The sequence below is a fragment of the Pedobacter suwonensis genome, assembly GCF_900111825.1.
GTDB lineage: Bacteria > Bacteroidota > Bacteroidia > Sphingobacteriales > Sphingobacteriaceae > Pedobacter > Pedobacter suwonensis.
Window position 1 is genome coordinate 159,270 of record NZ_FOJM01000010.1, and the last position, 19,904, is coordinate 179,173.

Annotated in this window: 18 protein-coding genes; 16 read left to right on the top strand and 2 right to left on the bottom strand. The window is 38.9% G+C overall.

The window, feature by feature from the left end; translation table 11 throughout:
* Positions 1-129: 129 nt before the first annotated feature.
* Positions 130-876 (bottom strand): LytR/AlgR family response regulator transcription factor, encoded by a 747-nt coding sequence (locus BM107_RS14445; RefSeq protein WP_090984507.1) that lies wholly within the window; start codon positions 874-876, stop codon positions 130-132.
* A gap of 12 nt (positions 877-888) precedes the next feature.
* Positions 889-2,814, bottom strand: coding sequence for a tetratricopeptide repeat-containing sensor histidine kinase (locus BM107_RS14450; RefSeq protein WP_090984509.1), 1,926 nt, complete (start codon positions 2,812-2,814; stop codon positions 889-891).
* A 750-nt stretch (positions 2,815-3,564) separates the two neighbouring features.
* On the opposite strand from BM107_RS14450, the gene BM107_RS14455 reads away from it, so the two are divergent.
* The 16 genes from BM107_RS14455 (at position 3,565) to BM107_RS25210 (ending at position 19,811) form a co-directional block, all read left to right on the top strand.
* Positions 3,565-4,155, top strand: a complete 591-nt coding sequence (locus BM107_RS14455) for an RNA polymerase sigma factor (RefSeq protein WP_090984511.1) — start codon at positions 3,565-3,567, stop codon at positions 4,153-4,155.
* A 75-nt stretch (positions 4,156-4,230) separates the two neighbouring features.
* Entirely contained in the window at positions 4,231-5,382 is a 1,152-nt protein-coding gene (locus tag BM107_RS14460; RefSeq protein ID WP_090984514.1) for a FecR family protein, read from the top strand.
* A 108-nt stretch (positions 5,383-5,490) separates the two neighbouring features.
* Positions 5,491-9,165, top strand: a complete 3,675-nt coding sequence (locus BM107_RS14465; protein ID WP_090984516.1) for a SusC/RagA family TonB-linked outer membrane protein — start codon at positions 5,491-5,493, stop codon at positions 9,163-9,165.
* 11 nt (positions 9,166-9,176) lie between these two features.
* On the top strand, positions 9,177-10,757 hold the full coding sequence (locus BM107_RS14470; RefSeq protein ID WP_090984518.1) for a RagB/SusD family nutrient uptake outer membrane protein: 1,581 nt from the start codon (positions 9,177-9,179) through the stop codon (positions 10,755-10,757).
* 10 nt (positions 10,758-10,767) lie between these two features.
* Positions 10,768-11,691 (top strand): hypothetical protein, encoded by a 924-nt coding sequence (locus tag BM107_RS14475; protein WP_134204260.1) that lies wholly within the window; start codon positions 10,768-10,770, stop codon positions 11,689-11,691.
* 34 nt (positions 11,692-11,725) lie between these two features.
* Positions 11,726-13,099, top strand: a complete 1,374-nt coding sequence (locus BM107_RS14480; protein ID WP_090984522.1) for a TlpA family protein disulfide reductase — start codon at positions 11,726-11,728, stop codon at positions 13,097-13,099.
* Positions 13,096-14,202 carry a thioredoxin family protein gene (locus tag BM107_RS14485; protein WP_090984524.1) on the top strand — a complete coding sequence of 369 codons (1,107 nt, stop codon included), beginning with the start codon at positions 13,096-13,098 and terminating at the stop codon, positions 14,200-14,202. The genes BM107_RS14480 and BM107_RS14485 overlap by 4 nt, the downstream gene beginning before the upstream one ends.
* A gap of 23 nt (positions 14,203-14,225) precedes the next feature.
* On the top strand, positions 14,226-15,131 hold the full coding sequence (locus tag BM107_RS14490) for a S1 family peptidase (RefSeq protein ID WP_090984526.1): 906 nt from the start codon (positions 14,226-14,228) through the stop codon (positions 15,129-15,131).
* A gap of 139 nt (positions 15,132-15,270) precedes the next feature.
* The gene (locus tag BM107_RS14495) at positions 15,271-15,954 is read left to right on the top strand and encodes a GNAT family N-acetyltransferase (protein ID WP_090984528.1); all 684 of its coding nucleotides are present in this window, start codon (positions 15,271-15,273) and stop codon (positions 15,952-15,954) included.
* Positions 15,955-16,038: 84 nt separating this feature from the next.
* A complete protein-coding gene (locus BM107_RS14500) occupies positions 16,039-16,263 on the top strand; it encodes a CDGSH iron-sulfur domain-containing protein (RefSeq protein WP_090984530.1) in 225 nt (74 codons plus the stop codon).
* 236 nt (positions 16,264-16,499) lie between these two features.
* Positions 16,500-16,694 carry a hypothetical protein gene (locus BM107_RS14505; RefSeq protein ID WP_090984532.1) on the top strand — a complete coding sequence of 65 codons (195 nt, stop codon included), beginning with the start codon at positions 16,500-16,502 and terminating at the stop codon, positions 16,692-16,694.
* A 101-nt stretch (positions 16,695-16,795) separates the two neighbouring features.
* A complete protein-coding gene (locus tag BM107_RS14510) occupies positions 16,796-17,197 on the top strand; it encodes a winged helix-turn-helix transcriptional regulator (protein WP_317614803.1) in 402 nt (133 codons plus the stop codon).
* Between the two features lie 92 nt (positions 17,198-17,289).
* On the top strand, positions 17,290-17,760 hold the full coding sequence (locus BM107_RS24945) for a hypothetical protein (protein WP_208864385.1): 471 nt from the start codon (positions 17,290-17,292) through the stop codon (positions 17,758-17,760).
* A gap of 277 nt (positions 17,761-18,037) precedes the next feature.
* Positions 18,038-18,340, top strand: coding sequence for an ArsR/SmtB family transcription factor (locus tag BM107_RS14520; protein ID WP_090984537.1), 303 nt, complete (start codon positions 18,038-18,040; stop codon positions 18,338-18,340).
* A gap of 11 nt (positions 18,341-18,351) precedes the next feature.
* Positions 18,352-19,452, top strand: a complete 1,101-nt coding sequence (locus tag BM107_RS14525) for an NADH:flavin oxidoreductase (protein ID WP_090984539.1) — start codon at positions 18,352-18,354, stop codon at positions 19,450-19,452.
* Positions 19,453-19,682: 230 nt separating this feature from the next.
* The gene (locus BM107_RS25210) at positions 19,683-19,811 is read left to right on the top strand and encodes a hypothetical protein (protein ID WP_262987383.1); all 129 of its coding nucleotides are present in this window, start codon (positions 19,683-19,685) and stop codon (positions 19,809-19,811) included.
* Positions 19,812-19,904: the final 93 nt, after the last annotated feature.

Here is a 19,904-nt window from a genome sequence, read left to right on the forward strand (position 1 = left end):
CACATTATTCATATCAGCTACCAGCCCTGATATTGAAACTTTCCTGTAGAAAAGAGTTTAACTTAACCAAGCTGGTAACATGTGCTTTGCATTTTGCCTGTAAATTTTATCATTTCTGCCCAGGAGAGCCTAAGCAATATTCTCCAGGTACCTTAATACCTCTTCTTTTTTTCTACTGGAAACCTGGATTTTCTCCCCGTTCTCCATTTGAAGATAACCCTCTCTGAAATATTTTTTAACATGAGCAAAATTAACGAGGTAGGACTGGTGACATCTTAGAAAACCGAAGGGAGATAGCAGTCCCTCATAATCTTTTAATCCTTTTGACACCAGTATTTCGTTTGATCCTTTGATCACAAAAGTAGTATATCCTTTATCGCCCTTGCAGAACATAATATTTTCTATAGCAACTACCTCAATGTATTCGAGTGTTTTAAGCGCAATGCGCTTATTGGCCGATAAGCCCTGAGACAGATAGTACTCTTTAGCGATGCTCAGTTGTTGTTCGTCAAATAAATCCTGTTTATGGTGGTGAAAGCATTTATTGATGGCAGAAGTTAGCGATTCATCATCAACTGGCTTAAGCAGGTAACCAAAAGCGCCAAGATTAAGTGCCTGTATCGCATATTGATCATAAGCGGTTAAAAAAATGACCTGGAAATCGGCTGTTCCAATCTGCTCAAAAAGCTGAAAACTATCTCCATCCTTTAGCCTGATATCAGCAAGAATAATTTCGGGCTTTAAAGCCGGTATTTCTAAGGCTGCAATAGCGATTTCGGCAGCAGTACCCACCACCTGTACATAATCAATCCGGGTTACAATCTGTAGAATATGCTGCAGTATGCGCGGTTCGTCTTCCAGTATGTAAAGTTTCATGTTAGATGTAAATTAATCGTTAATAATCGGGATATTGATTTTGACCAGCACACCACGCTCACCCTTATCTTTTTTGTCGGTAAGCGTAAAACTGGCATTTTGGCTAAAACGGCAAAACAATGCCTCAAACCGCTCGTTCAGAATGGTTTGCGCCAAAGATTGTTTTTGCTGATTGCCAGTTGACTTATTATTTAAGCCACAGCCATTGTCATCTATCGTTATTTCAAGCTGATTGTTTTGCTGATAAAAAGAAATTTTAAGCAGCCCTTTATAAGGGATGTTCCTAAATCCATGTTCAATCGAATTCTCGACAAAAGGCTGGATAAGCATAGGAGGAATAAGTGTGGCCTGTGCATCAATCTCTTTCGAAACTGAGATCAGATAGGTAAAAGTATCGGCATAACGCATCTGCTGTAATAACAGATAATTATTTAGCGAAGATATTTCCTCCTCAATGGCAATAAAATCCTTCCTGTTTTGTTCAAGAATTGCCCTTAGTAAACCTGAAAAAGATTTTAAATACCTTACAGATTCAGATGTATTTCCAGATGAAATCAGGCCTTGCAGATTGGAAATGGCATTAAATATAAAGTGTGGATTAAGCTGTACCTGCAGTAACTTCTGTTCCATAACCAAACGCTGGTTATCGGCCGCAAGAAGCTTGTTCTTATCCTTTAACCGAAGCTGGCGATAAATGATGATGAACAGCGACACAGCAGCCATTGAAATAACCAATACCATAAACATTAACCAGCGCTGTTGATTAATCAGTTTTTCGTTTAGTTGATTACGGCTGTTGAGCTCGTTTATGCTCCGGTCTTTTTTTTCTACCTCATATTTTTCATGCAATTCGGCTATTCTTGCGGCCTCTATGGCTTTATTGTTCCTGATTTCAGTTTTATAAAGGGACTCGGCAGCTGCCAGTGCCGATTTATAATCGCCTTTTAACTTATAAGCATCGATCAGGCCCATGTAGGGAGAGGTTTTACGCTTGCCGGAAGGATCTTTTTTTTCCATTTCCATCCCGGCGCGGTAATAAAAAATAGCAGAATCTGGCTGGGCATTTCGTATAAAGGAAGTAGCAAGATTATTGTATGCAATATCATTGAGGTTATTTGTCTTTTTCAAAAAATGAAAGTATATGCGACTTGACTCCAACGCCTTAGCCGGCTTCATCTGTTTACTGTAAATCTGTGCCTCATTATCATAGGTGCGCGCCAGCGCAAGACTATCTTTGATATCAACAGCCAGTATACGCGCCTGGTTGTTGTAGTACAACATTTTGTTCAGATCGCCCATTCTCGACGCCAATAGAAAAGAGATATCAAAATACCGTTGTTTAATAACGGGATGATTTTTAAAAGGATGAGCCGCAAAATACCTGGCAGCGTATTCCAATGATTTTTGTTCGTTATCGTTCTGATAATAGGCCTGTGCAATTAAATCATAATAACGGTAGGTTAAACTGCTCTTCTGCATTTCAACGGTTTTTAAACCAGATAATATGCGATTCATGAGCCGGGCTTCTACAATTGATCCGCTGGCTATGGTATTCAAAATAATTGCATTTTCCTTTAACAGTTCAATATCATCATTTTTGTGGTACCCTTTCATTTGCTGATAAGCTGCCAGCGCGCTATCCTTTTTCTTTGCAAGCGAAAATTTTCTTGCCCTAAAATAATGGTAGAAAGGATTTTTTTCCTTTTCCGGTGTTAAAGACAGTATACTATCCTGTCGATTGATGGCCAGCTTTAGCTTGTTAGATCCCGCAAGGGTATCTAAAGAAATGATAAACGAGATCATATCAGCTGTAGATTGCGCTTGAACAGATACCGATTGACCAGTTCCAGTTGCCGCGGGCTTTTGCTTGCACGAAACCAGCCAGAGCATGAAAAGCATAAAAACAGGAATAAAGCGGAACTGAAAAAAAAGATTCATGTTGCTTAATTGATAATTAATTATTTCTCCTAGAATTAAAGCCTAAATATATCAATCGCACGCTTAGCGGAGAAACCTATATCGATATTCGGGAACTTTGAGGTTATATCCGTTGATAAACGCTACTTATTCGATAAAGGGTAAAAGCTGGAAGATCATACTATGATGATATGGAATGAAAATTTACCGCATATAGGTTAATCCTCTTTCTATTCAAACTTTTACGATTAAATTATTTTAGAAGAATGAAGTCCCCTCTCTTTCAGATATTTTTAACCATCCGAATAACCAGATTTAACGCGCAAAATTTTATAATATGGCCAAGATGCTGCATAATATGTTCTTACAAATTCAGCTAATTACATGCTTATGAAACAGGGATATTGCTTTAAAAGACGTGCAAAACTAATTAGCTACATAAACACAGAAATCACGGAGGAGATTAAAATTTTCCGTGTTTTTTGTGCTTCCGTGGCAAACATAACGCTTTGGCATGTGCAGAAAGAGCCAGAACTAACAGAGAAAAGTTAAAAGCGATTTCCCTGACTTATGACTAGAATTTTAGTAACACATCGTGCTTTTACTAAGTTTTTAAATATGGTTATCAAGGAAGACTCAATAAATGCAAAACCGATCGAAAATCTAACTGTTTCTCATCAATTTTATAGGCTAAATAAGCACTATATTTAAAAAAATGTTGTTACAAACCAGTTTTTACATAAATTAGTATAACTAAACGAGAATGGTTAAGTGAAGTCTATACCCATTATTGACGAAAAGGCATTATTAATTGAATTAAAGCGTGGAGATAAGATCGCCTTTAAACAATTGTATGAGGTGTATTCGGGCAAACTTGCCAGTAAATTGATTTATCTGTTAAAATCTGAAGAGTTAGCCCAGGATATCTTACAGGATGTATTCCTAAAAATCTGGATCAACCGCGAAATGATCGATACGGAACTGAGTTTTGGTGCATTCCTGTATAAGATTGCTACAAACCTTTCTAAAAATGTAATCCGGAAAAATGTTTACGATCAGCTCATGCGCGATGAAGTGGGCAAGGAAGGAGTTTATCATCCTATGGAAGAAGATGAAGATGCAGAGCAAGCCAAGGCTATTCTAGATCAGGCTATGGATCAGCTCACCGAAAGGCAGCGGGAAGTTTACACCTTACATAAACTGGAAGGGCTAAGTTATCAGGAAATCAGTGAAAAGTTAAATATCAGCCTTTCTGCTATTAATCATCATATCCAAAAAGCCAACAAACAGTTAAAAGCAGTACTGAAATCAAGGTCATTTGAGCTATTTATCCTCCTGCTACCCACCATATTAAAAAAATAATTAACCAAGAGGTGCTATTTTTTCTTTTTCATGTGTATTCTATTTAAAAAGGGATGATTTTTTCCCTAGTTTACCATGAGCAAACCAAACAGAATTAAGTTTTTATTTGATCAGTACTTAAACAATGTCATCACAGAGGATGAATTGGCAGAGCTTAACGAACATCTTCAAAATAATGAAGATGAATTACAGTTTGATGCTGTAGTTAACGGATACTTTGATTCGGCATCTCACGCTGTTCATCCAAAATCTAAAGCTATTGGAGATTTAGCCTGGAATGCAATCGCTCATGAAATAGAAAAGGTTCAGCCCAAGCAGCGGAAATTGTTCTCTTCTTTACAATATATAGCCGCAGCAGCAGCCATCTTGATTTTTTTATGCTCGACATTTTTTATTTACAGATCCATTTATCTTAAAGATACTCTTCGAAAAGATATTGCACATGACATACTTCCAGGTACGCATCGAGCAACTTTACAGGCTGCAAATGGGAAAATCTATCAGTTAGATGGCAGTAAGCAGGAGATTATCAATGATGAAAATACGATCCGCTACAAAGATGGAGCATTGCTTGAAAAAGAAGATCAGATTCAGGATTTTACTTTATCTACCCCAAAAGGAGGGCAATACAGAATTACTTTAGCAGATGGTACCAAAGTATGGCTGAACGCGGCTTCATCGATATCTTATCCCAGCGCATTTACAGGAAAAGAAAGAAGAGTGATGGTGATGGGTGAGGCTTACTTCGAGGTTGCCCATAATGCTCAAAAACCTTTCATCGTAAAAACCCAGTCGCAGGAAATAAAAGTTTTGGGAACAGCCTTTAACGTTAATGCCTATCAAAATGAAGGGGTAACGGTTACCACGCTTGTCCATGGCCGGGTACAACTCAACAGCCCTGATATTTCAGAACCAGCTTATTTGAATCCTGGAGAACAATCAGTATTGAACCAAAATGCTTTCCGGATTACTCCTGTTGATGCTAGTTTTTATACAGCCTGGAAAGATGGGGAATTTATATTTAAAGCTACTCCAATTACCGAGGTACTTCGCCAGATCGAACGCTGGTACAACCTGGATATAGATTACAGCGGTATACCTGAAGATATTCAAATTCATGCCTCCATTCAACGCGACAGACCATTATCAGCGGTACTGTCGGCGATTGAAAAAATTACCAATTTAAAATTCAGTATCGAAGGAAGGAGGATGAAATTGACTAAATAATTTTACTAGTAAGGCAAAAACATGGTAAGGACAAAACTAATCCATACCGTCGCCTCCTACCTATAAACCAATCAACAACCACTAACTAACCAACAAACTAATCATAATATGAATGATTTCCTTTTTTCTAAGGAGTATAGCGGGCGTATGCCCGGTCATCAAATTAATGGCGGAGCCACTAATACCGATTCGCAGTTCTCTTTTCGGTGGATCATCCTTTTACTTTTTGTATTGACACTTTCATTTTCAAATAAATCGCATGCACAAACCGTAACCTTTGATCTTAAAAATGCATCGATTGTCAGGGCAACAACAGAAATAAGAAAGCAAACCAAGTATGATTTTACCTATAATGACCTTATCCTTAAAAAAGCAAAACCAGTTACACTAAAACTTGTTAAGGAGCCCCTAAACAGCGCATTAAAAAAGTTATTTGCAGGTCAGGATCTTGATTATGAAATCAAAGACCGGATCATCATTATTACGGAAAAGAAAGCAAACGTGGCTAATGGAGCTAATAATAATGGTTTAAACAGCCCGGTAAATGGAAATGTAACCAACGAAGACGGTAAGCCGATGGATGGTGTTACTGTGAGGGTTAAGGGAACAAAGTTCTCTACTCAAACAGATAAAAGCGGTCATTTTACCATTCCTGCCCAATATGCAACGGGCGTGCTTGAAATTAATCACCTGGGCTATTATCATTTGGAAATTCCTGCGCAAAGGGCACGTGTCGTTTCGCTTAAAATTTCCGCATCCGATCTGAAAGACATCTTGGTAAGGACAGGTTATGAGGAAATCGATAGCCGTCAGTTAACCAGTTCAGTCTATACTGTCAAAGCTGAAGATCTTCTTACACCTGGTGTGAATACCATTGATAAATTATTGGAGGGTAGAATACCGGGTTTAATTTCGATGCAAAATTCTGGACAGGTTGGTGCTGCACCTAAACTTAGAATCCGTGGAACATCTACCATTTTAGGTAACCGTGAACCCTTATGGGTGCTAGATGGGATTGTACTTCAGGATCCTGTGAATGTTAATCCGCAATCTATCAATGACCTTGACTTTGTAAACTTATTGGGTAATGCCATTGCAGGATTAAATCCCGAAGACATTGATCAGATCGATGTGCTTAAAGATGCTTCTGCTACCGCTTTATATGGTGCAAAAGCAGGTAATGGTGTAATTGTAATTACTACAAAAAAAGGTAAACCTGGTAAACCAACTATTTCGTATTCAACCAATGTTACCTTTAACAGGCGCCCGCGCTATTCAGACAGAAACATGAACATGATGAATTCTGAGGAAAGAATGGATGTATCGAAGGAAATGGTAGAGCGAAGAATGCAATACAACAATGTAACCCAGTTTTCAGGTTATGAGAATGCCCTTCAGCAATATTACAAAGGAACCATCGGTTACGATGAGTTTAAACGCCAAAGTGACTATTATGCCAGTGTAAATACAGACTGGCTAGGCTTGATTACTCAGGATTCCTACTCTCAAAGTCATACTGTAACCTTATCCGGAGGTTCTAACCGTATTAAGTTTTATTCTTCTTTGGGTTATCTAAATGAAAATGGAACCATTAAAGGAGAATATAATAAGCGTTATTCATCAGTAGTAAACGTTACCGCTGATTATGATAATTTTCTGGCTCAAGTAAGCTTTACGGGCAACTATTCATCCAGGAATTATACACCTTCTGATTTAGGTATCATGAACTATGCCTATAATACGAGCAGAACGTTGCCTGCTTACAATCCGGATGGCAGCTATTTTTATTACCCGGTTACCACCCCAGCCACCCAGCTTTTTAATTACAATATCCTAAAGGATAGAGAATACAGTGCTGACCATACTGATTTGCTTGCAAGTAACTTAAAGGCATTATTAAGATTAAAAATTACACCAAAATTTAATGTTGAAGGTACGTTTGCATATGGGATCAGCAATAACGATCAGCAAATTTACTATACAAAAGACTCCTATTACATTGCCAAACTTAGGCAAGACTACAGCTTTAGGTCTGATTTAGCCCCGGTAGGAGGCGAATGGACAAAAAAAGAAGTTCGTAATAATAATTATACCGGCCGTTTACAGGCGAACTATGCCACTACATTTGGTGCAGAAAATAGACATTCCCTTACCATTTCAGGCGGTACAGAAATAAAATCGAATGAATATAATGGCTTTGACATTACCAGAAGAGGCTATTTTCCGGAGATGGGCGGTTATTTTGATGTTGTGCCGACCACTTATTCAGGCTACTACAACCAATGGATGTCTGATAAGCGCGCTTTAGGGGCATTCAACCGCCAGTTAACCAATGAATTTGCCTGGTATGGTACCACGGGTTATTCTTACCGTAATAAATATATTTTTAATTTTCACATTCGCGGTGAACAATCCAACCTATTTGGAACGCGTTCAAATGATAATTTGCTACCTATTTACGCTTTTTCTGGCAGGTGGAATATGAAAGATGATGTTGCCAGAAATACTTCATGGATCAGTGACCTGGCCTTAAAGGCTTCATGGGGATGGCAAGGAAATATGCTTCCCGGGCAGTCGCCTTATATGATTATCAGACAGAATCTTTCTACTGATCCTTATTACAACTCTACATCCGCAAATATTGTAAACTTTCCAAATCCAGATTTAAGATGGGAGCGTACTTCATCATCCAATATCGCTGTGGATTTTTCTTTGTTTGGCAATAAAGTAACCGGATCAGTCGGTTATTTTTATAAGAAAACCGAAGACGCATTCCTGAGTAAAATCGTGTCTGAAATTAATGGTGTTCAATCTTACATCATCAATAGCGGCACTATAGAGAATAAAGGTGTGGAAGTGGCTTTAAGTGTTACAGCCATTAATAATGTGGGTATGGATAAGTCTAAACGGGGTTTTGTTTGGCGCTTTGATCCACAATTGGGTCAGGTGTTGAATAAACTGATTAACCAGGCCATCAATAACAGAAATAATGTACTTATCGACAATATCAACTACTCCAATTACTTAAGCGGTAATGTCCAGCTTGCTGGTAAACCGATCAATACCTTTTATTCTTACAAATTTAAAGGCTTAAGCCCGGTTGATGGCTCCCCAATTTTTTATGGTTTAGAGAATGAAAATTCGGCAGCCTACCAGAAACGCTATTTAAATATGGATAGGCAGGATGTTTATCTGGAGATTATGAGTGAATCGGGCCGTCGTGAACCATTTATTCAGGGTGGCTTATCCAATTACTTTGGGTACAGGAATTTTGGATTATCATTTAACCTTTCCTATTCTTTAGGTAATAAAATCAGATTAATGAAAATTGCTTCAGGTTACGCCAGCACAAGTGCATATCCACAGCAAAATCTGCGTAAAGAATTTGTAGATCGCTGGCGCAGGCCAGGAGATGAAAACTATACTAATATCCCAGGTCTTCAGGTAGCTACTAATGGTATCAATCCTTGGTGGTCAAACTCTCCGGTAAGCAGTCTTGAATTAGGTGGCAGTGCTTATGATATGTATGATAACTCCGATATCAGATTGGTGAGTGGAGATTATCTAAAATTACAATCGGCATCTTTCCGCTATAATCTCTCCGAATCTTTAACGCGTAAATTGAAGCTGAGTTCAGCATATGTTAGTCTCACCGGGACCAATTTATTTACCATTAGCAACAAAATGCTAAAGGGACAAGACCCTACTCAATCGGGTTCTACGCCAAACATCAATTTAACGGTCAGACCAACCTATTCGCTAAGCCTAAATGTTTCATTTTAAATAAATAAGCTATGAAATATCTTTTAACCCTTTTAGCTTGCCTTTTGCTTCTCAGCTCTTGCAGCAAGTTCTTGGAAGAATATTCTACAGATCAAAAATACCTGGAAACTACCAGTGACGTGAATAAAGTAATGATTGCTGAAGCTTTCATGAATAATGTGTACGGTATTTCGTTATACAATCCGGCAACCATGGGAAATATTGCCTCTGAGACCGACTTTTCTGCCCCATGGCTCCATGTGATGGATGATGACACTGAAGCATTCGTACTTGGCGCTGCTGACAGAGATCAGCCTACGCCGCTTAACATCCTTTCTGGCTTTCACAACTGGGCACAGTATCCGGCAGTTAACATCCTTGGCCTGACCTGGAATGATGTGATGTGGAAGAAGGTTTACAAACGTATTGGTGCGATTAACGCGTTAATTTATCAGGCTTCAGAAATTGCTACAAAAAATCCGGCCGATGGTGACCTCCGGCATTTACAAGGAGAAGCTTATTTTCTACGTGCTTATTATTACTTTTTACTTCAAAATATTTACGGATCTCCTTATCGTAAGGCAAGCGCTGCTACCGATGAAGGTGTACCATTAAAAATTTCAGAGAAAGTGGAAGATAACTATTTCAAAAGGACAAATAATGAGACCGTGTATAACCAGATTATTGCTGATCTTGATCAGGCTGCAAATTTCCTTCAAGGCTACAATCCTACAACTAAAATCAGAGTAGGTATTGCTGCGGTTAAGTGTTTACAAAGCCGCGTATATCTATTTACGGAACAATACGATAAAGTATTGCAGGTCACTAACGGTTATGAAAACATGGGTTACAGTATTGTTGATTTAAAGCGTTATGTAGCCAACACTAACTTTACTTACCGCAGTTCTACAGAAACCATATTTACTATGGGAACAAATTCAATTCCTGTGGTTTTTCCTAATGATTCTTTAGCATCTTATGCGCCGGTAAATCGTCTTGCATCTAGCTTTAAGGCCTCTGATAACTTAATACAGAGTTATAACAATAATGATCTCCGCTTAAATGCCTGTTTTACGCTATCATCGAAAAGCAAAGCATTTCTTCCGGCTAAATGGCGTACCTGGCGAACCTACAATGACCCGGAGCAAGTATCGTGTATATTTTCTTTCCGTTTGCCTGAAATGTTGCTTAACCGCGCAGAAGCGCAAGCTATGCTTGGTGCTGATGGTGAAGCATGGAGTGAAATCCAAAAACTGCAGGCGATGCGCTTTAATAACGGAGGCAGCCAGCAACCCACATCTAACCAGGCATTGGTTAATTTTATCCGCGATGAACGTAGACGTGAATTTTGCTTCGAAGGTCATCGCTGGTTTGATTTGAGGCGATACCAGGTAAATTCGAAATATCCACTTGGTTCAGGTTTTACCATCAAGCATCCAACTTATACCTATGATGCACAAACCAATACTTATACCCGTGCAGGAAATTATGTTTTAAATTCCATAGCTCAGGATGCAGCAAGCTGGCAGGTACCCATCCCTAATTATGCTATAGAATTTAACAGGGGATCGCTAACTAACCCCATTCGCAGTGTTCGTAATGTTCAACCTTAAACTGATGAAGATGAAAAATATTTTATTTGTTGCAGCAGCATGCTTCACGCTTACGCTGGTTTCCTGCAGAAAAGAACCTTTTACCGAATTTCCGGATTATGATAAAAACTGGTTGGCCATGGAAGATAATCCTAATGATCCGACCATACATGCCAACTATCAGTTTTATCAGGAAACGGGCATTCCCGTATTCGTTAACGATACCATTGGTTCGCAGAAGCGCGTGGATGTTTTTGGCAAAGCCTATACCTACTATGAAGTTTTATCTTTAAGCTATTCGCTTGGTGGTATACCAAGTGGTCCGCCTCCTACAGTACAATCCTTTACTTATTGTAATAAGGCAGATGTGCCAGTTGCACTAACATTTTTAAGAAGTGAAATTATGCCGATAATAGGAAAAATACATGTTCCAAGTATTCTTTTGGTTGAAAATATGAATACAAATGCCTTTGGAACATATGCCTATAAAGGTTTCAATACCGTTGCTATGGCACAAATTTCAAAAATTTCAACGATGAACCAGGATACAAAAACAGCCTACAAAGCTGCCATTTTGAGGGCCATGCTCACCAATTCCGTATTAGATAATAAATATGCCGATATCTTGGATAAATTTTATGCAGTATCGCGGAAGCTTGTATCAACACGAGACGCCTATGGTTTAGCTACTTATTTTTTAAACAGTACCAATGTTACCGGCCTACCGGCGGGTACTCCTATTACTTTACAGGCCATCGGTTTTCTCGGAACAGATACCAGGATATCATCCTCCTCACCCATTTCTACATGGCTGGATGTATGCATGTATATTGAGGCGGCAATGGCAAATACTGATGCGCAATTCAAACAAAAGTATACTGCATATCCTAATATTCTGACCAAATACGCTTACATCAGACAAATTCTGACTGGCATTGGCATCAAACAATCTTAATCAATACTTTAAAAAAAACAATTACAAACTAATAATGAAAAAAACACTATTTTTTTCCATGATGCTGGCCGTATCGGCATCCACATGGGCGCAAACCGCAGTTATCAAAGGAAAATTCCATAAACTTATGCCAAATGGCAAAGAAGCTCAAGAGGTCTTTTTTTCCAAACCAAAAGACGGTGAAATTGAGGTACTTCTACCAATGATAAAAAGTAGACAAGATCAAACCTTCCGTGGTGAGGTAAAAAAAGAAGATCTGAATAACATCCGTTATGTTGGGATATTTGATGAACAATATGCGGTTTATCTGAAAGCCGGTGATGAATTGAACATAGATGCCGGTGACGGACAGATTGTTTATTCGGGCACAGTTAACAAAGAAAACCAAGTATTTGCCGATTGGTACAAAATGATTAAACCATTAAGAACTTATGGTTATACCAAAGATGGTTACCGATTGCCTCCTGCCGGTTACCTTAAAGCTATCGACTCATTAAAAGTACCGGTTGAGCAATTTATTAAAAATATCAAAACCGGTAACGCGGACTTTGATAAACAGGCTAAATATTTCTTAACCTATAGCTATAAATATGATGTGATTATCCCTACTGCTTCCGGTTTAAACATCGGAAAGAAAGAGGAATATCCTGAAAGTCTGGTAAAATTTTACAATGATGAAAAATGGACAGATGGCAATATCTGGACACTGCCTATGGGTTATCATTACATGCTGTACCATGCCTTTGTAAAACACATTATCTATAATAGTAAACAGGGAATGGCTGCAGATATGCTCATCCCTGAGATATCCAATAAAGAGCTTAAAGCCAAATTTATTCTGGCACAGGCTGAAAGAGGTGCAAACGTGAACCTGGTTAAATACCTGGAACGTAATGAGCAGTTTATGCAGACTAATCAACAACGGGACAAAATTAATGAATTATTAAAAAGAGCACGCCTGCAGCAACCTGGGGGCGAATCTATTGATTTTGCCTATCCCGATGCGAGCGGTAAGATTCATCGTTTAACCGACAATCTCGGCAAAGTAGTATTGCTTGACCTGTGGGCTACCTGGTGTGTTCCATGTTTGAAAGAACAACCGGCATTAGAAGAACTGGAAAAATCATATGAAGGCAAAAACATCGTATTTATCAGCCTTTCTATTGATACCGATCAAGCCAAATGGCAAAAAATGGTAGAAGAGAAAAAATTATCCGGACTTCACCTGTTTACCAACAACAAAGGACCAATGATTGGCGATTATGAAGTAATATCAATCCCAAGATTTATCCTGATTGATCAAAACGGAAAAATGGTGGATTTCCAGGCTCCCCGCCCTTCAGACCCTAAACTGAAAGCACTGATCGACTCAACTTTAAACAACACGCAAACATCAAAATCGAAATGAAAAAACTAATTGCATGCTTAACCATTTGTCTAGGCATCCTGAGCTGGCGATCTGCACAGGCTCAAGGCATTAACTTCGAAAAACTGACCATGAACGAAGCCTTAAATAAGGCTGGAATTCCTGGAGCCGAGAAATTAATACTTATTGACTGCTTCACGAGCTGGTGTATTCCCTGTGCAGAGATGGAAGCACAGGAATTTCCTAAAAAAATAGCCGGAGATTACTTCAATCCGAAATTCGTATCAGTGCGGTTTGATATGGAAAAAGGTGAAGGCAAAGAGATTGCCAAAAAGTATAATGTAACGGCTTATCCAACTTTTCTATTGCTGAATTTCCAGGGACAGGAAATTAACCGTGTAGTGGGCAAAGCTTCGGCACAGGAATTTGTAGACAAGGTAAAGGCAGCACTGGATCCGAAAAATTCGATACCTGGACTGAAAGCCGCTTACGAAGAAAAGAAAAGTATGCGCACAGGATTTCCTTACGCTTTAGCACTTTATCAAAATTCAAAAGATCCTTCTCCGGTTCTCGAAGAACTATTTGACAATGCACAGGATTTTGAGCGGTTCAGTAAAGAGTATCTTGAACTGGCATTTGGCATCACTAAGTTCGGTAGCCCTTTCTTCAGAAAACTGATGTTAGAGAAATCGAATATAGATGCTTACTGGGGTACGGAAGTAACGAACAGGATCGTATTTGATAAAATACGCAAAGATATGTACCAGATGGCCAGTGAAACCAATGCCAAATACAATATCTATTATACCCCTAAGGAAGTGGAGGAAGTTGCCTATACCGTAGCATTGTTGAAGTTACCTCAGGATAAACCGGAATCACATATGTGCAGAATTGCCCTTTACGTCGTCAATAAGGATTTGGATGGCTTAATTGCTTATTATAAGCGCAACATTGCAAACCTTCCAAATATAGATGTATTCAAGGGAATTTTGGATGGTATTTTAATGAAGCAATTCGATAAAGCGAATGAAACGCAAAAAAGCGCAATAAGAGAATATTTCAGTGGGGTAGCGAAGACCTACGAAAGGGAGGCGCAGGATTATCAGCGTAAAGCAGAACGCGTGATGAAAATGACGGGTAAGTAGCGAAGGCTTAAAATCGTAAAAAGATGTTAGGAATAAAAACACTTAAGAAAGGCATAGGTATGGCAACAGGTATATTTTTACTTGCTGTTGGTGCTACCTGTGCACAAACCTTTACCGACGATGCCAGGATTTCAGCAAAGTACCAGAAATCATTAGATTCGTTATTTCTAAAAGTAAAAAGCGTTACCGCAGATGATGTTAAAACGCAATTAGCAGAAAATACACAGGCTATTTCACTAAATTTACTGAAAACGGATAAAAGGGAAAAAACCGGAAACGAAATCTATGAGCTAGCTAAACCTGCAACGGTAACCGTAGGTATTGCCTATCTTTGTCCGAGATGCAGCAATTCTCATATTAGTGAATCTTCCGGGTACGTTATAGATCCGAGTGGCATTGTAGTAACCAATTATCATGTAGCAGCAATGTATGCCAACATCAGCGATGGGAATAAACCGCTAGGACTTACCGTTAGGATGGCTAATGGTAAGGTTTATGCTGTAAAGAGTGTTCTCGCCTGTTCCAAGACAAATGATCTTGCATTAATTAAACTGGTAACTGATGGCGAAAAAATTCCTGCTTTATCACTGGCACAAGCTGGTAAGGTTGGTGATGATGTGTATGTTTTGGGTCACCCGAAAGGCATGCACTACTTTTTTAGCAAAGGCATTGTAACCAACAAATACATGGAAGAAGCCGGTGAAATTAACAAAAAATTTTTCCGTGAAATGATGGCCATTTCAGCAGATTATGCAACGGGATCCAGCGGCGGTCCGGTAACGGATAGCTATGGAAATGTGATTGGTACAGTATCCAATACCAAAATGTTTACCCATAGCGAAATGAACCCTAGTGTGCAGATGGTAGTGAAGAATACAGTACCTGTAGAGTCACTATGGAAACTGATCAGATCGGGCTCAACTCAATAAACTTAGCTTCGTATTAACAGCATGTTTCAATACCCGCGATTAAAAACCGCGGGTATTTTTTGTGATATCAAAAATTGCGTCCTGCCCATTCCCGTAAAATTTAACGCTGCCTAACCCAAGCTTTTGATATCTTTGCGGCATGGAACATGTATTGGATAATCCGATTTATTATGCCCTAACATCCGGGCATAGCCATATCTCAAAAGGCACTGATGAAGTAAAATATTATATCGAAGATATTACTGCGTTTGCCGGGTTAAAAGATAATTCTCAGGAGAATTTAAATACCCTCTATAAAATCAGCCCGCCAGAAAGTCTTTTCGTATTTTTTTCTACAACTCCGGTTGAAATACCTGGACAATGGAAATTGTTGAACCAGATTAACATGTTTCAATTTGTTTTTCGTAACAAAGAAATACCCAAAACAGGTGCAACCGGAATAACAGATCTCGACCTGCAACATGTTACAGAAATGATCAATCTGGTAGAACTGACCAAACCGGGTCCGTTTTTGGCCAAAACCATTGAGCTGAGCAATTACACCGGCATATTTACGGAAGGAAAACTGGCTGCCATGGCCGGACACCGGTTTTTCCCAAGCCCTTATCGGGAAGTGAGTGCCGTTTGTACGCATCCTGATCACTTAGGAAAAGGTTATGCCTATAAAATTTTACAGGAACAGATCAAAAGGATATTACTCCGTGCTGAAATACCCTTTTTGCATGTTAGAAATGACAATGATGGCGCTATTAAACTTTACCGGAAACTGGGTTTTGAAATCAGAACAGATATGATGGCCTACGTGATCAGGAAGGAAGCCTAAGCCAACAAGAGAATGTTTCTAAATAGAAAACTACTTAAAAACTAACATTTCTATGCTGTAGTTTTGTGCCAAACTAGCACATACATGTCAAAAACAAAACTTACCATTAACAATAACGGCTCCGTTAAAATAGAGGGCGATTTCGAGATAGTAGATAAAAACGGGAATGCTTATGGCCTGCAGGGCAGAGAAGTCGTTTCAATCTGCCGTTGTGGTTTATCTAAAAACAAGCCTTTTTGCGATGGCGCCCACAAAGGCCATTTTGAGCATGAAGCCATTGCATTTGATCTTCCACCTAAAAAAGTTTAATAAACAGCATTTAAAAGCATCAATCTTTCCGGGTTGGTGCTTTTTTGTTCCAGGCGCAACAAATCCAGTTTGTAGCTGGGTATAAATCCTTGATAGGGACTAATTTCATTTTAAAAAATTTTAATTAAAATTCGCTATACATAATCTTAAAATCCTGCATTAGCTAACCATCTCCCCTACTTTTACAGGAACATTTTTCTACAATTTGGTGTTATCTTGAATAAATAATCTACATCATGGCAAAAGAGAAGAAAAAAAGCAAAAAGAAAAAGGATAAAAAGAAAGGTAAAAAAAAGAATAAGTTAGGCGTTAAAAACTCGTTGGTGAACAACATTAATGCCCGAAAGAAAAAAGGCAAGTCGAGATCAAAAAAGAAATCGAAAATCAGCAAAAAAGCCTACAAAAAAATGCAAAAAGGCTGGAAAAAATAACATTTGGTGATACTGTTCTCATGACAGCCACCTAAAACTATCCAAACGATACTTATATTCAAAAAGATAGCGACATCCTTAATTAAAGCTTGTAAATTTGCATGATGGAACCAGGAAAAAAACACCGCAACAAAGAAACCTGTACGGCAAGTTTAAATGCGGTAAAAGATGCCCTATATGTATTAAATGGGAAGTGGAAGTTTCCGTTAATTATCGCTTTGCAAGATGGCCCTAAGCGATTTAATGAAATACAGAAATCGCTTGGAGAAATTACGCCCAAAATATTATCGAAGGAACTCAAAGACCTCGAGTTAAATGAGTTTCTGGTTCGAAAAGTATTTTCCACCACCCCCGTTACCGTAACTTACGAGCTTACCCCCTATAGCGAATCGCTTGACCGGGTAATTAATGAGCTCAGAGAATGGGGCTTAAAACATCGCGAAAGGCTGGTTAAGAACAGGAAAAACGAACATACCACTGCTGAAACACTGGTTTCCCTTTAAATGTAAACATGAACAATGATCTCCACCTATCGGCCTGAACAAGTAAAAAAGATAATGATAAAATTCAACTATCTTTGTACAAAATAAAATCCATGGCGGTATTACATAAAAAAGAAGAAAAAATCCAGGCAGTGCTAGGTAGGTTGCCTAAAAAATATACAGACGAACAATTTGTAGAAATGTTTATTAAACTCTACTCTAAAGACTGGGGAAAAATTAAATCAGCTTATATTAAGCAATCTCAGGATAAAGAACCGGGAACCATCATCAATATGCCTAAACCAGAGGTGTATTTAAGACAGGTCCTCGCTAACTATCTGAAACAAGATCACACGTCTGAAGCAGTAGAGGCTAAAGAAGAACCTGTTGCTGAGGCACCTGCAACTGAACTGAAAAAAGCAAAAACTCCGGCTAAGAAGAAAGCAGAAGCAACTGAAGAATTAACGGTAGAAGTTAAAAAAGCTAAAGCGCCTGCAAAGAAAAAAGCTGAGGTTACAGAAGAAATTCCAGTAGCAGAAAAGAAAACAAAAGCAGCAGCAAAAAAGCCTGCAACAAAAAAATAAAAAATATTTTACCTCATATACAATAAATCACCTTTTTGGCTGTTTATATATCTGAGAGCGTTAATTTAGATGACGGGGATAGGTCGGTATGATTTATCCCCGTTTTTTTTGGCTTTTTTCCATATCTATTTTTCATTGTCATGCTGGAGCCGTGCGAAGCATCTTTCATTTTAGTATATACCTTCCTTCGTTTTTACCTATCCAGAAGTTTTACATCCAATTGTAAACTTTAGCTATTTAATTGGTATATCGGAAAAAGTCGATATACATTTGCAACATGGATCAAGTAGAAATATTTAAAGCCCTTTCCAATAAAACACGTTTACAGATTTTAACCTGGTTAAAAGCACCGGAGTTACATTTTCCGGAACAGCCAAATGCCGATTTTGAAAATGTTGGTGTTTGCGTTGGTCAGATCCAGATGAAAAGCGGCCTGTCGCAAAGCACCATTTCAGAATACCTGTCCATCTTACAGCGTGCTGATTTAATCAGTTCTACACGACTGGGCCAATGGACTTATTACAAACGCAATAAAGAAGGCTTAAAAAAATTAAGCGATATCATTAATACCGAAATATAATTTAAAAATATATGAACACAGATAGTTTATTCAGGCCATTTAGCCTTAAAACTTTGAATATCAAAAATAGAATTGTAATGGCACCTATGACGAGATCATTCTCTCCGGGCGGAGTGCCAACACCTGAGGTTGCTACTTATTATGCAAAAAGAGCGGCCGGAGAAGTAGGCTTAATTTTGTCTGAAGGAACGGTAATTAACCGTCCATCTTCTTCTGCGGACCCAAACATTCCACATTTTTATGGTACAGAAGCTTTAGCAGGATGGCAACAGGTGATTAATGAAGTTCACCAGGCCGGCGGGCAAATGGGTCCACAAATCTGGCACCAGGGAATTATGGAAAACCATGCATCAGGCTGGTTGCCCGATGCACCTTTTGAAGGCCCTTCAGGTTTTAACAAACCGGGTTTTGAAAATGGTGTACCGATGACGGATGCAGCTATTGCCGATACCATTGCTGCTTTTGGTCAGGCCGCAGCTGATGCCAAGACTTTAGGTTTTGACACAGTTGAAATACATGGCGCACACCAATATCTGATTGATCAGTTTTTTTGGGATGCTACCAATAACCGAACCGACATTTATGGAGGAAAAACCTTAGCAGAGCGTACCCGTTTTGCCGTTGAAGTAATTAAGGAAGTACGTAAAAGGGTTGGCGAAGATTTCGCTTTGATTATCCGTTTATCGCAATTTAAACCCGCTGCTTACGATTTTAAATTGGCTAAAAACGAGCAGGAAATGGAAGAATGGTTAACCCCACTCGCAGAAGCCGGAATTGATATTTTCCATTGTTCGCAACGCCGTTTCTGGGAACCGGAGTTTGAAGGTTCTGACCTGAATTTTGCCGGATGGGCGAAAAAAGTAACAGGTAAGGCCACCATTTCAGTAGGTTCAGTTGGGTTAGACGGTGATTTTTTTGGTGCTTTTGCGGGACAAAGTTCGCAGCCTAGTTCGCTAGATGAATTGGCGCGCAGAATGGACCGTGGCGATTTTGATTTAGTAGCAGTTGGACGTCCGTTGTTAGCAGACCCTAATTGGGTTGAAAAAATTAAACATAACCGCTTGGATGAATTGAAAGGCTTCAGCAAAGAAGCTTTGATGCAACTGGTATAAGAACTATATTTTCTCTTTAAGTTTAAAAGCATCTCAAAAGGGATGCTTTTTTTTGTTTCTGGTTGTGTCAGATGTTACCATCTGACACACCTCTCAAATATTAATTGTGGAGTTGCTCTCTTTCTAATTTCTTAATACCTTTTTTAGCCAGTCAAATGGTAACATCTAACTTCAAATAAAATTTTTTTTTGCTACGGAAATACTGAAGCACGGAATCTTTTTGGATAATTATGAAAGCAATACCTGTAATGCTTCGGTTGCTCCAGCCCCGCCCTTTGCTTAATCCGACTGAAAATTGGGATAACGCTGTTGGCCGGGTTTATTTAACTTCTGATAGCAGCAATGCCGTAGCCATCTAAACCCGATCGAAGCGGGATGCCAATTCCTTCCAATTGGCGAAAGCGGGAGCGGGACCACAATTGCCTAAAAGCCTCTGTTACTGCTTTCCAAAT